At 63.5% G+C, this 12,919-nt stretch carries 11 protein-coding genes and 1 pseudogene; 10 read left to right on the top strand and 2 right to left on the bottom strand.

Features of this window, described 5'->3' with window-relative positions; translation table 11 throughout:
- The first annotated feature begins 1 nt into the window (after position 1).
- Genes ACVILH_RS22270 through ACVILH_RS22255 form a run of 4 tightly spaced genes read left to right on the top strand, consistent with a single transcriptional unit; the run spans position 2 to position 5,205 of the window.
- Entirely contained in the window at positions 2-1,876 is a 1,875-nt protein-coding gene (locus ACVILH_RS22270) for a glycosyltransferase family 2 protein (protein WP_456714796.1), read from the top strand.
- Positions 1,873-3,372, top strand: coding sequence for a hypothetical protein (locus ACVILH_RS22265; protein WP_456714795.1), 1,500 nt, complete (start codon positions 1,873-1,875; stop codon positions 3,370-3,372). The genes ACVILH_RS22270 and ACVILH_RS22265 overlap by 4 nt, the downstream gene beginning before the upstream one ends.
- Before the next feature lie 28 nt (positions 3,373-3,400).
- Positions 3,401-4,360, top strand: coding sequence for a response regulator (locus ACVILH_RS22260; RefSeq protein ID WP_456714794.1), 960 nt, complete (start codon positions 3,401-3,403; stop codon positions 4,358-4,360).
- A gap of 26 nt (positions 4,361-4,386) precedes the next feature.
- A complete protein-coding gene (locus tag ACVILH_RS22255) occupies positions 4,387-5,205 on the top strand; it encodes a hypothetical protein (protein WP_456714793.1) in 819 nt (272 codons plus the stop codon).
- A 1-nt stretch (position 5,206) separates the two neighbouring features.
- On the opposite strand, the gene ACVILH_RS22250 is transcribed toward ACVILH_RS22255, so the two are convergent.
- A complete protein-coding gene (locus ACVILH_RS22250) occupies positions 5,207-6,226 on the bottom strand; it encodes a glycoside hydrolase family 113 (RefSeq protein ID WP_456714792.1) in 1,020 nt (339 codons plus the stop codon).
- 383 nt (positions 6,227-6,609) lie between these two features.
- Here ACVILH_RS22250 and ACVILH_RS22245 point away from each other — a divergent pair.
- From ACVILH_RS22245 to ACVILH_RS22230, 4 genes and pseudogenes are all read left to right on the top strand, one after another.
- Positions 6,610-7,776 (top strand): annotated as a pseudogene (locus ACVILH_RS22245) (PAS domain S-box protein); the annotation flags it as partial.
- Positions 7,777-7,791: 15 nt separating this feature from the next.
- Positions 7,792-9,351, top strand: a complete 1,560-nt coding sequence (locus ACVILH_RS22240; protein ID WP_456717048.1) for a sensor histidine kinase — start codon at positions 7,792-7,794, stop codon at positions 9,349-9,351.
- Entirely contained in the window at positions 9,348-9,788 is a 441-nt protein-coding gene (locus ACVILH_RS22235; protein ID WP_456714791.1) for a response regulator, read from the top strand. Before ACVILH_RS22240 ends, ACVILH_RS22235 begins: the two co-directional genes overlap by 4 nt.
- Positions 9,785-10,885 carry a sensor histidine kinase gene (locus tag ACVILH_RS22230; protein ID WP_456714790.1) on the top strand — a complete coding sequence of 367 codons (1,101 nt, stop codon included), beginning with the start codon at positions 9,785-9,787 and terminating at the stop codon, positions 10,883-10,885. The genes ACVILH_RS22235 and ACVILH_RS22230 overlap by 4 nt, the downstream gene beginning before the upstream one ends.
- 31 nt (positions 10,886-10,916) lie before the next feature.
- Here the strand turns inward: ACVILH_RS22230 and ACVILH_RS22225 are convergent, their stop codons facing one another.
- Positions 10,917-11,102 (bottom strand): hypothetical protein, encoded by a 186-nt coding sequence (locus ACVILH_RS22225; RefSeq protein ID WP_456714789.1) that lies wholly within the window; start codon positions 11,100-11,102, stop codon positions 10,917-10,919.
- A gap of 233 nt (positions 11,103-11,335) precedes the next feature.
- Here ACVILH_RS22225 and ACVILH_RS22220 point away from each other — a divergent pair, with 233 nt between their 5' ends.
- The gene (locus tag ACVILH_RS22220; RefSeq protein ID WP_456714788.1) at positions 11,336-12,523 is read left to right on the top strand and encodes an acyltransferase family protein; all 1,188 of its coding nucleotides are present in this window, start codon (positions 11,336-11,338) and stop codon (positions 12,521-12,523) included.
- 145 nt (positions 12,524-12,668) lie between these two features.
- Entirely contained in the window at positions 12,669-12,851 is a 183-nt protein-coding gene (locus tag ACVILH_RS22215) for a hypothetical protein (RefSeq protein ID WP_456714787.1), read from the top strand.
- Positions 12,852-12,919 lie beyond the last annotated feature (68 nt).

The following is a 12,919-nucleotide window of genomic DNA, read 5'->3' as shown; positions in this document are numbered from 1 at the left end:
CATGCAGCCATTGTCAGCCTCCGATCGCGCCCTCGGCGACATCCTCGTCGCCCGCCGCGTTCTCACGCTCGCCCAGCTCGACGAGGCCATCGCCCTCGCCGAGGCCTGGCACGTCAGCCTCGGGAACGCCATCCTGTCGCGCAACTGGGCGGAGCCAGCGATCTACTACCAGGCCGTCGCCTATCACTATGAATTGCCCTTCGTCGACTTGATCCGTGATCCACCTGACCTCGCGCTCCTGCGCGAGGGGGAGGCGGACATCTACGCCCGTATGCTGATCATGCCGTGGAAGCAGAGCGACGGACGGTTGATGATTGCGACCGCCGAGCCCGGGCCCGAGACGCTGCTGTTTGCGAGAAAGCGTTGGGGAGCGAATATCGGCTTCGTCGTCGCGACCAAGTTCGACATCGTCTGGGCGGTGCAGGCCGCGTTCGACGACGCATTATCGGCGCGCGCCGTCTACGAGCTCGCCGAGCTCACTCCCGAGCTCTCGGCCCAGCGGGTGTTCACCCCGGGACAGGTCGTCTTCGGCTACGCCCTGCTCAGCATGATCCTGCTCGGCCTGGCGCACTCGCCGGTCACGACGCTGATCGCCCTCAACGTGGCCATGAGCGTCTTCTATCTCGGCAATTTCGCCTTCAAGGGCCTTCTCGTGCTGTTTGGCGGCACGCGCATGGCCGACGAGACCATCGCGATCGAAGCGCGCGCGCTCACGGACGACGAACTGCCGGTCTTCACGGTGCTGGTGCCGATGTACAAGGAGCCGGCCATGCTGCCGATGCTGGCCCAGGCGCTGCGCGATCTCGATTACCCCCTGGGAAAGCTCGACATCAAGCTGGTGCTGGAGGCCAGCGATCACGAGACGATCGAGGTCGCCAGCAAGCTCGGTCTCGAAGGCATGTTCGAGATCATCCGGGTCCCGCCATCGCTCCCGCAGACGAAGCCCAAGGCCTGCAATTTCGCGCTGCAGTTTGCGCGCGGCGAATTCCTCGTGATCTACGATGCCGAGGACCGGCCAGAGCCGGACCAGCTTCGCAAGGTGGTCGCGACGTTCCGGAAGTCCTCGGCCGACACGGCCTGCCTGCAATGCAGCCTGAGCTATTTCAACGCCAGCGAGAACTGGCTCACGCGCATGTTCACGCTGGACTACGGCCTGTGGTTCGACCAGATGCTGCCCGGGCTGGACCACCTCCGCATTCCGATCCCATTGGGAGGCACGTCCAACCATTTCAAGATCGACGTGCTGCGCGAGCTGCACGGTTGGGATCCGTTCAACGTGACCGAGGACGCCGATCTCGGCGTGCGCCTGACCCAGCATGGCTATCGCGTCGGCATCGTGGATTCGACCACGTTCGAGGAAGCAAGCTGCCACGCCGGCAACTGGATCAGGCAGCGCTCGCGCTGGATGAAGGGTTACATGCAGACCCTGCTGGTTCATACCCGGCGCCCGCTCCGCTTCATGCGCAGGATCGGACCGCTGGGCTTTCTCGGCTTTGTCTTCTTCATCGGCGGCACCGTGCTGTCCGGCCTGCTCAACCCGGTTTTCTGGCTGCTCTATCTCGCCTGGATGATCGCCGCGATCAGCGGACTCGAAGCGGTCTTTCCGGAGCCGCTGTTGTTCCTGAGCCTGTTCAACCTGCTCGCGGGCAATGGCGCGTTGATGTTCCTCAACATGCTGGCACCGATCCGGCGCGGCTGGCTCCATCTCATTCCCTATAGTCTCACGGCGTTCGGCTACTGGGTCATGCTCTCGATCGCGACCTATCGCGGCCTGTGGCAGTTGCTGCGAAATCCGTTCTATTGGGAGAAGACGCATCACGGCGTCTCCAAGCATGTCGCTCGCGAGCTGGCACGGGCGCAGGAGGTCGCCGCATGAGCCGCGCATTGTCGCTCAGCGCGTTGATGGCCGTCGTCTGTATGGCCGTCTTCGTCGCCTCGCTCAGCGCCGTGACATCTGGCCTCGTCCCCAACGATGCGGTGACATTGTGGGCGAGCGCGATGACCGCGGGCGAAGGGCAGATGCCGATCGGGCGCATTCTGGCGGCGTATCCGACCATTCCCTTCCTGGCCACGACGCTGCTGCAATTCGTCACCCCGGCCGGGACGCCCTCCCCCGTTCTCCTGACCGCGGTCGTCCTTGCGCTGCTCGCCGGCAGCTTGCTGACCTCCCTCCACCGCATCGGCATCGCCGCCGTCATCGCACCGCTGATCGTCGTTCTGATCGTGATGCATCCCGCGATCCTGCGTGCCGCAATTGCCGGTCCGTCCGAGATGCTCTTCACGGTCTTTCTGTTCCTGCTCGGCTGCGCCTTGTTCAGACTGCGCGCCCGCACCGGCGCGCCCGAGGTGACGGCTGTCGCGCTGTCGCTGCTCGGATTGACCTTCTCGCATCCGATGGGCGCGGCGATCACGTGCGCCGCCGTCCCGTTTTTCGTTCTCGCGATCCAGCCCGAGCAACTGTCCAGAGCGACATTGAACCTGGTGCTCGCCTTGCTGTTTCCGACGGCGTTCTGCGTCGCTGCCTTCTCCTACATGTCCTGGATATTCCCCGGCAGCGGCTGGACCTTCCTGGTGGCGCCCGCCGAAGGGCTCGCGACCTGGGCGGCGGGATTTTTCACCCTGTTCGGCCACGGCGTGTCCGGCTCGCTCTCGATCGACGCCGGCCTTGCGATCGTCGCGGCGATCCTGATCGGCGCGCCCATCGCGGGCTTCGCGATCGTGTCGATATGGCGCCAGCGACCGCTGCTCGCGCCCCTCCTGATGTTGGTCGCGATGGCCGTCGCGGCCGCCGTTCTCGCGGTCACGACCGGCCTGTTCGGTGATCCCGCAGCGCTCGCGGTGATGCCGCCGGTCCTGGCCGCGATCGTCATCCTTCACATGCCGCCGGTGCGCAAGCGGTTGGAGATCGTGGCGGCATTGCTGGCGCTCGGCTGGGTCGGCGGCGTCGCGGGCCTCGCGATCGCGGATCCCAGCGGGGCGGTCAATGTCGCCATCGCCCTGGAGGGGCATCACGTTGACGCGGAGCGGAGCGCGGCGATCGATCTCGGCCATGCCAGCGTCGGACGCGACGGGATTCTTGTCGACACGCTGAACGCACCCGCGATCGTCATCGGGCGGGGCAGCGCGCGCGGATTGCTGTCGCCATCCGACGAGGCCTTCACGCTCGGGATTCTGTTCTCGCGGATCGATGCTCCGTTCGTGGCCGTTCCCGATCCGGACGTCGGAAGCGGAGCGCAGGACCGCCTGAACAAGGCCTTCCCTTTGCTCTATCGGCGGGGAGCGCCGGGCTATCAGCTCATCTACGACAAAGCCGGTTGGCGGCTCTTCGAGCGTACGGGCGCCATCCCCGGGCCGACCGCCAGCCGGCACTGATGTGAGGATCATTCGAAGGGAGTTCACCATGCGTATTCTCGTTGTCGACGATTCCGAAGACGGGCGGGACATCACCGAGGCGATGCTGCTGGCCGCGGGCTACGAGCAGGTCGTCACGGCAGGGTCGGCGCACGAGGCCTACCGGGCGCTCGGGATCGGCACATCGTCGGCAGAGCCGGTGACGGTCGATCTCGTGCTGCTCGACATCGTCATGCCCGAGGTCGACGGCATCGAGGCCTGCGCGCGAATCCGCAACGACCCGCGCTGCGCCAGCGTGCCGATCATCATGGTGACGGCGCTCGGCGATACCGCGAGCCTCGGCAATGCGTTCATCGCCGGAGCGACCGACTACATCACCAAGCCGGTGAACAGGGTCGAGCTGCTGGCCCGCGTTCGGTCGGCGCTCAAGCTCAAGGCGGAATTCGACCGCCGCGAAGCCCGCGAGACGGAGTTGACGCGACTGGCAGCGGGATCGGGCGATCGTCGCGCATCGAACTGGATCGATCGGAGTACGGGTCTGTTCGTCGGCGAAATGGCCGAAGCCTACCTGCTCGCGGATGCGAATTTTCCGCCTGGCACCGAGACCTCGATCATCGCGCTCGCCATCGATCGGCTGTGCGTGCAGTTGGAGACCGGGAAGGCGTCGGAATCCGGCATCATGGCGCGGGTCGCAGCCGCGGTGCGCACGGCCGCGGCGTCTGTCGGCGTGGTCGCAGCCATCTACCGCGACGGGCTCATCGTCCTCATCCTTCCCGACCAGTCGCGCGCATCCGCCATGAAGCTGGCCGAGACGTTGCGCGCCTCGATCGCGGGTCTCAGGATCTCCAATCCGGAAGCGATCGCGGCGCATCACGTGACCGCAAGCGTTGCCGTCGTGACCGAACGCGTCAACGGCGCAGGCCGCATCCATCTGCTCACCCGCGCCATCGCGGCGGTGTCGGACATTGCCGCGACCGGCGGCAACCGTGTCGTGCCGCAATGCGCCTAGCTCGTTGCGCGGCCCGAGCATACGCCATGCCGTCCCTCAGCGCCCTGGCCGGCCGCTGGAAGCTCCTGTGCCTGATCGCCATGATCTCGACGGGCTGCGCCAGCCAGGCCTGGGCCGGCGCCTGGACGCTCGATGCCGGGACAGGCGCCCTGGTGTTCACCGGCGCGGCGATGCAGTCGATCCGCATTTTCGACAGCGGCAGCGCACTGCGTCGCATCCCGCGCTACAGCAAGGATGAAGCCCAGTTGTTGATCGAGTATGGCCTCACGAATTGGATCACCGCCATCGTCCAGCCCTCGTTGCAGCACATCGACATCGCCTCGCCCATCGGAGCGCAACGCAGCGGTTTCGGCTACACCGACGTCGGAGCCCGGACCCGTGTCTGGTCGGATGCCTCCTGGGTGTTGTCCGTGCAAGCCGTCTTTCGCATGCCCGGCACCTCCGACAAATCCAACCTGGCAGCGATTGGTCAGACCGATCAGCAGATCGAGCTTCGCGGCCTCGCCGGCTATAGCTTCAAGGCCGGAACGCTTCCCGCCTTCGTCGATCTCCAGATCGCGCAACGATACCGCCTGAACGGTCCGCCGAGCGAATTCCGGACCGACATCACCTTCGGCATTCGCCCAACCGAGCGCTGGCTGCTGCTCGCGCAGTCGTTCAGCGTGTTGTCCGAGGGCGCCGGCACCACCGGCTTCGGCAGCTACGCCTATCACAAAGCCCAGCTCAGCGCCGTCTACGCGTTGACTCCGGCGCTGTCGCTGCAGATCGGCGGCTACTCGACCTATTGGGGGCGGAACGCCCTGCAAGAGAACGGACTCGTGGTCGGAGCCTGGTACAGGTTCTGACTCACGGATTGCGGCAAACGCCGGCCCATGCGCAGGACAGCACAGCTTCCGCCGGCTTGCCCTGCACGGTGAAGTCGGTCTCGGCCCTTCCGCCGGCGGAAGGATCAGTGAACCAGCGCCAGACCAGGACGCCCATAACCGCCGGGCGCTTCAGCACTGCGAGCCAGTCCGCGATCACGTCGGCCTGAAGCTGCATGTCCACGGGCGCGGCCCTCTCTTCGGCGCTCTCCCAGGGCTTGGCGGCAGCGCCCTTGGCCGAACGCAGCCCGATCTCGGCCACCAGCACGGGCTTGCGCCAACGGTCCGACAGCGCATCGAGACGCCTAGTCTCCGCGTCCATCGCAGCGATACGGCCGCCGCGGTCGTCGTCGGCGCCGAGTGGCGGATACAAGGAGACGCCGATGACATCGAGCAGCGGCCAGAAGGCAATCGCCTCGGCTTCGTCCGCATTGTGCGCGACGTAAAGCAGAGTCCGTGGAAAGGCCGACCGCGCGGCCGCGATCACGGCGCTCCATTCGGGACGCCGCGTGGTCTTGGCAAGCTCGGTGCCGACAGCGAGAACATCGGCCCCTTCGTCAGCCGCTATGCAAGCGATCCGCTCGAGCTCGGCTTGGTATCGCGCAAACCAGGCTTTCCAATCCTGCTCCGATGCCGGCTCGACGGCGCCGGCCCAGCTGCCCGGCACCCAGACGTGCGGCTTGACGATGACCGTCAGATCGAGCCGGCGTGCCTGACGGATGGCCGCGCGCAGCGCCTCGTCGGACATGGCGTTTCCCGCGACGACGTCCGGTGCCGACGGGGTCGGCTGCCAGAGGAATGGAATCACGGCGACCGACGTGGCGCCAAGCCTCTTCGCCATCGACAAGGCCTGCTCCGCCGCCGCGCTGCCAAACGGATGGTCTGGTGTCGCTACGATATTGAAGCCATTCAGACGGCCGTCAAGCGCCGGATCGAGGAGGCAGCCGGCGTACGCGCCAAATACCAGCGATCGAGCTACCAACGGCATGAACATCCTGCGCATCTGATTCGTCCTGTCGCTATCCTCGCGACGGTTCTCACATCAACGATTGGCCCGCAGAATTCAGAGCCAAGGCTCGATAAGGGCCAAGCACCCAATACCGTCACGATCCGGCCCTAGGTCACCGTGCCTCTCTCAACCGATCGTTGTCGCACAGATCGCACAACGAACTCCGCAAAATTCCGGATATCACCGCCGACGACTGCTCCCCGGACAGCATCAGGTTCCACTTGCCTGTTTATATTCGCGCTGCAATCGTTTATGTTTCAACCTTTAGGTAGTATTACGCACATCACCGAAACTGACCCTTTATGCCCGTCATCTATTAGTTGTGAGTTATCGTCGGCACTTGATCCGATGGACAGCGTATTCACTTTCATCACTGGATGTTGGTCGACATCGACATGAATGTGCAATTCCAGATGCGCTCAGTCGACGTATTGCATGTCGACGACGACGCCGACGCCCGGGAGATCGTCGGCACGGCCATCGCATTCGACTCGAATTTCAATGTGCGTAGTTGCGCCTCCGGCGAGGAGGCCCTTGCGGCAACCGCAAAATGGGCACCTGACCTCATCCTGCTCGACCACAACATGCCAGGCATGGACGGCCCCACGACGCTGGCGCGCTTACGGGAGCGACCGCAGACCGCCGGCACTCCCGTCATCTATGTCACGGCCGCCACGAGCACAAAGGACCTGGACGACCTTCGGCGCGTCGGTGTCGCAGGGGTCATCGCGAAGCCCTTCGATCCCACCTCGCTCTGCTCGCAAATCAACGGAATTCTCTGCAACAGCCACCGCGAGCTGGAAAAGGCGAAGGCCGAGCTCGAAGAGAAGGCCGCGATCGCCGACGCCCTCCTCGACTCATCGGAGGACGCGATCGTCGCCAAGGACATCTCGGGCACGATCCTGTCCTGGAACGCCGCGGCCGAGCGTCTCTTCCAATTCCGACCGAACGAGGTCATTGGCCGCAGCATCCGCATCCACATTCCGCCCGAGCAGCTGATCCATGACGACTATATCCTTGATCAGGTAAGACAGGGACGGCAGATCGACAATCTGGAGACGCGGCGTTTGCGCAAGGACGGCACCGCGATCGATGTGTCGATCAGGGCGATCCCGATCCGGCGGCGCGATGGCACGATCATCGGCGCATCGATCATCGAGCGCGACATCAGCCGGCAAAAACGGGTGGAGGACCACTTTCGGAAGAGCAACGTCTCCCTCGAGCAACAGGTCGCCGCCAGAACGGCGGAGCTCAAGACCATCATCGATGCCGTCCCGAGCGTCATCGCATATTGGGACCGCGACCTTCGATGCCGCTTCGCAAACTCGGCCTATGAGGAATGGTTCGGCCGCTCCCCAGAGGAGCTCGTCGGTTGCCACATCACGTCGCTGCTGGACGAGACCCTGCTCGCCGAGGCCGAGCCGCATATCCAGGCCGCCCTGTCGGGCCAGCGGCAAAACTACGAACGCATGCTCAACCGGGCGGATGGAAGCATCCGCAACACCTGGACCAACTACATTCCGCATTGCGACGCCAGCGGAGACGTGCTCGGCTTGTTCGTGCTCATCACCGACATTACGGAGATGCGCGAAGCACAGCGCATGATCAAGGAGAGCGAAGCGCGGTATCGCATCCTGGCCGATAACAGCTCGGACCTGATCATCCAGCTCGATCGCGACCTTCGCCTCCGCTATGTCTCTCCGGCATCTCGGGACATCCTTGGGGTGGACGAAAGCGAGCTGATTGGCCAGCAGCCGTATGGCCCGATCCATCCCGAGGACGTCGAGCAATTGCAGACGGCGCTCAATTCGCTGCTGGCCGACGAGGTCGAGCAGAGCTCGATTTCCATCCGCGCCCACGATCGCAACGGCCGCTGGATCTGGCTCGAAGCCGTGATGAGATCGATCAGGGATCCGGCTTCGGGAGAGACGACCGGGATCGTCGGCGCACTCAGAGACATATCAGCGCGCAAGGCCGCGGAGGAGCGATTTCGTCTCGTGGTCGAGTCGACCCCGACCGCGATGATCATGATCGATCGCTCCGGGCTGATTTCGCTGGTGAACCGGCAGACCGAACGGCTGTTCGGCTACGGAAGCAACGAATTGCTCCGGCAGCGCGTCGAACTTCTGATGCCGGCCGCCGAACGAGACAAGCATCAGGCCCACATCGACCGGTACTTCGCCAGTGCGCCCCTCAGAGAGTCGTTGCAACGAGCGATGGGCCCAGGGCGCGAAGTCTATGGCCGGCGCAAGGATGGCAGCGAGTTTCCCATCGAGATCAGCCTCACGCCGATCAACACGGACGAGGGCCTCATGGTCCTCGGCGCAATCGTCGATATCACGCACCGGAAGCTGGCCGAGGAGGAACGCCGTCAGTTCAACGAGAGGCTCGAGCAACAGGTCGCGCAACGCACCGCCGAGCTCGAAGCCGCGAACAAGGAGCTCGACGATTTTGCCTATGCGGCGTCGCATGACCTCAAGGCGCCGCTGCGGGTCATCGACAATGCTTCGAAATGGCTCGAGGAGGATCTTGCGCCGCACCTGACCGGCGAAAACCTGGTGAGCATGCAGCTCCTGCGCGGCCGCGTGCGACGGCTCGAGAAACTTCTCGATGATCTCCTGGAATTCTGCCGCATCGGCCGCGAGGCCGCCGGCAGCGAAATCATTTCCGGCGCCGAGCTCATGGACAACGTGCTTGCCCTGATGATGCCGCCGGATGGCTTCGAGGTGATTGTGGACCCCGCGTTCGGCTCGATCCAGGTCTTTCGCATGCCCTTGCAGCAGATCATGATGAACCTGATCGGCAATGCCATCAAGCACCATGACAAAGCGGCTGGTCGCATCGAGATTTCCGTGGTCGATCGGGGGTCGCATCACGCTTTTGCCGTCAAGGATGACGGTCCCGGCATTCCGGCTCAGTTCCATGACAGGATCTTCAAGATGTTTCAGACCCTGAGACCGCGCGACCAGGTCGAAGGCAGTGGCATGGGTCTCGCCATCGTACGCAAACAGATCGAGCTCTCCGGCGGATCGATCCTCCTCGAATCCACCGTCGGTGAGGGCACGACGTTCTATTTCACTCTCCTCACTCCTAACGCGGCGAAGGACAGGAAGCGATGACCGCCCACGCCGAACGGGCGCGCGATGTGACGATCCTGCTCGTCGACGACGACGAAGGCGACGCCAGATCCGTGCAACGCGCATTCAAATCCGCCAGGATCATCAATCCGCTGCTGAGAGCAAGCGACGGCGCCGATGCGCTCGACATCTTGCGCGGCACGAATGGAAAGACGAAGCTGAGCTCGCCCTACATCCTGCTCGTCGACATCAACATGCCGCGCATGACCGGCATCGAGTTCGTCAGAGAAATCCGGCTGGACGAGGGCTTGAAGCGCAGCATCGTGTTCATGCTGACGACCTCGAGCCGGGACGAGGACAAGCTTGCCTCCTATAACCTCAATGTCGCTGGGTACATCCTCAAGGAGCGCGTCGGCGAGAATTTTCAGAAGCTCGTCGAGTTGATGCAGGGCTATTGGCGGATCGTGGAGTTTCCATGAGCCAGCTACATGCCGCCAATGATGCCATGACGATCCTGATCACGGACGATGACGACGCAGACCGCAAGAACGTCATGCGCGCGCTGAAGCGTGCGGGGATCTCATGCGAATGCGTCGAGACCGACAGCATCGACATGGCGCTGGCCACCTGCGAGCGGCAATCCTTCGATGTGGCGGTCGTCGACTATCGGCTGCCGGGACGCGACGGGCTCGATGGCGTGGAAGCCCTGCACCGGAGGGCTCCGGGGATGTTCATCGTCATGGCGACGGGCCAGGGCGACGCGACCATCGCGACCGAGGCGATGAAGCGTGGCGCGTCGGATTATATCGCGAAGGAGCACATCAACGAGCGATCCATCGGTCGGATTCTCCGCTATGCGCGCAAAAAGGCAGCCATGCAGCTCGCGCTGGATCAGCAGCGCGAGGAGCTGGAACGGTTCGCCGACGTCCTCGTCCATGATCTGAAATCGCCGATTTCCTCGATCCGCGGATTTGCATCGATCATCAGCCATGCCGTCAAGTCGGGCAATGCCGACCCGGCCAAGATCAGCGACTACTGCGGACGCATGGTCAACCTCGGCGAGCGCATGGTCGCTTTGCTCGACACCCTTCACGAATACACAAAGTCGGACGCTCATGTGGTCTTCGAGCCGGTGGACATGAATCTGGTGGTGGAGGACACGCTCTCCAATCTGGGACAGATCATCAGCAACCGAGGGGCGAAGGTGACGCGTGGCGACCTTCCGATCGTCTTTGGCCATGCACCACTGCTGACACAGCTCCTGCAGAACCTGATCGGAAACGGCATCAAATATTGCAAGGCCACCGCCCCGGCCTTGCACGTGTCCGCCACGCCGGAGAAAGCGGACATTTGGCGGATCGGGGTTCGCGACAACGGCATCGGCATCGCTCCGGAATTTCACCAGCAGATCTTCGAGCCGTTCAAGCGATTGCACGGCCGGGACGAGTTCGAGGGCACCGGCCTCGGCCTCGCGACATGCCGGAAGATCGTCGACCGTCACAATGGGAAGATCTGGTGCGAGTCCAATCCCGACGGAGGGACGACATTCAACTTCACGCTTCCCGTTCCCTCGTGAAGATCAGCACACGCAAGGTGACGACCACGGGTCAGAACTGCGGCATGACAGGCGGCTGCACCTCATGCTTGTCGTTGCGCAGAAGGCTGAGATAGCCCGCGATCTCACCGGTCTGCACCAGCTGCAAGCGGCGCCAAAGGTCCGAAAGATCACAGGGGAACGTCGTGGCGCTTTCGTGCCGGATGCGCCTGTGGCTGGCCCAAATGGTGCGATCCATGATACCAGCGGACGAGCGAGGGGCTGCGCCCTGCTGGCTGATCGCTTTCAGAAGATGTGGCTATCGGTGGCGACCGATCGATTGACGAGCAGCAAACCCGCCCTCCCCGCTTTGTTCGGCGCACCAGCTTGAGCAAGAAGCTTGTTGATAAATGCAAGAAAAAACGATCTATCCTTTGATTTGTCTCAAGTCAGATTGTGCCCGAATCCAGAATGCCCGGACGACGTCTCCCCGTGAATGATCAGCGTTTCATCGGCTCTCTGACAGGCCTGCGGTTTGTCGCCGCTGCGACGGTGGCTATCGGGCACGGCGCACCGTCGCTGGGGTACGGCTGGCCGGCGGAGCTGATCGCGCAGGTCAGCAGCATCGGGATGACCATGTTTTTCGTGCTGAGCGGCTTCGTCCTCTGGCTCAATTACGCCCGGCGTTTCCAGACGCAGCCGGTGGCAGGCGCCCTGCGCGAGTTCGCGATCGCACGCTTTGCGCGCCTCTATCCGATGTATGCCGTGGTGGTCCTCGCCATCGTCGCCTACCTCATGATCGCCCGAGGGCTCTCGGCCCCCTCTCTCGGCTTCATCCTGACGATGACGCAAGCCTGGTTTCCGGTGCAGAACGGCAAGATGCTCGTCGCCGTCGTCCCGTCGTTGCAGCATCTCTGGTCGATCAGCGTCGAGCTGTTCTTCTATCTGCTGTTTCCGTTCGTGTGCTTCCTGCTGGCCGGCGTCGAACGCTTGTCGAGCATGATATGGCTTACCATCGCGAACATCCTCGCCTTCGCGCTGACGATTGCAGCGTTCTTCACGATCGGCCAGACTGTCCTTCAAGCTGTCGTGCCGAGTCTCCAGCGCGACGGAATGCAATGGCTCACCTATTACGCACCCTACCTGCACATCGCGCAGTTTCTGGCCGGGTGCTTCGCCGCCATGATCTACCAGAATCGTACCCTCGCGGAGCCCGGTCCTGCAGAGCTTCGCTCCGTAGCCGCGCTGTTCTGGCTGTCGCTCGCGGGCTTGGCCTGCGCTCCCGTGCTGCTGTTCATGCAACCGCGCCTGCCCGGCCTGTCGTTCTCGATCGAGCTCACCGTGCGGCTGATCGAGATCACTGCGTTCTCGATCCTCTGCGTCGCTGCCAGCCGTTACGGCCGAGCCCGCTGGCTGTCATCCCGCGCTTTGATCATCGGCGGCGAATGCAGCTATTCGATTTACCTGCTGCACCCCTTCCTGATCCGGCTGGCGATGATCGGCAAGTCCGACCAACCCGGCGTTTTGGAGCTGGCGCTGCGGCTGCCCCTGTTCGTTGCCATCGCGACGGCGGTCGCCTTGGTCACCTACATGCTGATCGAGGCTCCCGCGCGAGCGTGGATCCGGCGCGCGTTGGGGACCAGCGCGCCGCGCGAGGTGATCCAAGCCAAAGCGAGCTGAGCTCGAACAATGGCCCTCGCGCCGACGTCGCATCAATCCGTCAGGTGGACTGATACCTCCGATTTATTCGAAACATTTTGCGCGCATTTAACACGATTGCCGCCAGTCTCTCCGGCATCCGACCTCGGAGCATGGGAGCCAACAGGTGATTGTTCAGATCAAGGCAGTATGTGAAGTCAACGGCTCGGTCCTCGCCGCCACGCGTTTCGACGATACCAATGACGGCGCCCGGGCGACGGCCGTGATCGAGTTGCTGGAGCAGGTGCTGGCTCATTCGGAAAATACCGGCGAGCAGCGACTGTTCACGCTGGACATCCAGACCCTGTAGCCGCGAACAGCCTCTGGGGCCGAGCCCGCATTCGAGCCACGGCTCTGCGCGGCAAATCTCCGATCGGC

The organism is Bradyrhizobium sp. USDA 4353 (assembly GCF_054063215.1).
Note: the sequence above shows the minus strand (reverse complement) of the source record. Positions and strands in the feature narration are given on the sequence as shown.

Bases quoted from the DNA above. Each gene is read 5' to 3' on its own strand.
- ACVILH_RS22270 (WP_456714796.1), top strand. From the start codon at position 2: ATGCAGCCATTGTCAGCCTCCGATCGCGCCCTCGGCGACATCCTCGTC.
- ACVILH_RS22265 (WP_456714795.1), top strand. From the start codon at position 1,873: ATGAGCCGCGCATTGTCGCTCAGCGCGTTGATGGCCGTCGTCTGTATG.
- ACVILH_RS22260 (WP_456714794.1), top strand. From the start codon at position 3,401: ATGCGTATTCTCGTTGTCGACGATTCCGAAGACGGGCGGGACATCACC.
- ACVILH_RS22255 (WP_456714793.1), top strand. From the start codon at position 4,387: ATGCCGTCCCTCAGCGCCCTGGCCGGCCGCTGGAAGCTCCTGTGCCTG.
- ACVILH_RS22250 (WP_456714792.1), bottom strand. From the start codon at position 6,226: ATGCGCAGGATGTTCATGCCGTTGGTAGCTCGATCGCTGGTATTTGGC.
- ACVILH_RS22235 (WP_456714791.1), top strand. From the start codon at position 9,348: ATGACCGCCCACGCCGAACGGGCGCGCGATGTGACGATCCTGCTCGTC.
- ACVILH_RS22230 (WP_456714790.1), top strand. From the start codon at position 9,785: ATGAGCCAGCTACATGCCGCCAATGATGCCATGACGATCCTGATCACG.
- ACVILH_RS22225 (WP_456714789.1), bottom strand. From the start codon at position 11,102: ATGGATCGCACCATTTGGGCCAGCCACAGGCGCATCCGGCACGAAAGC.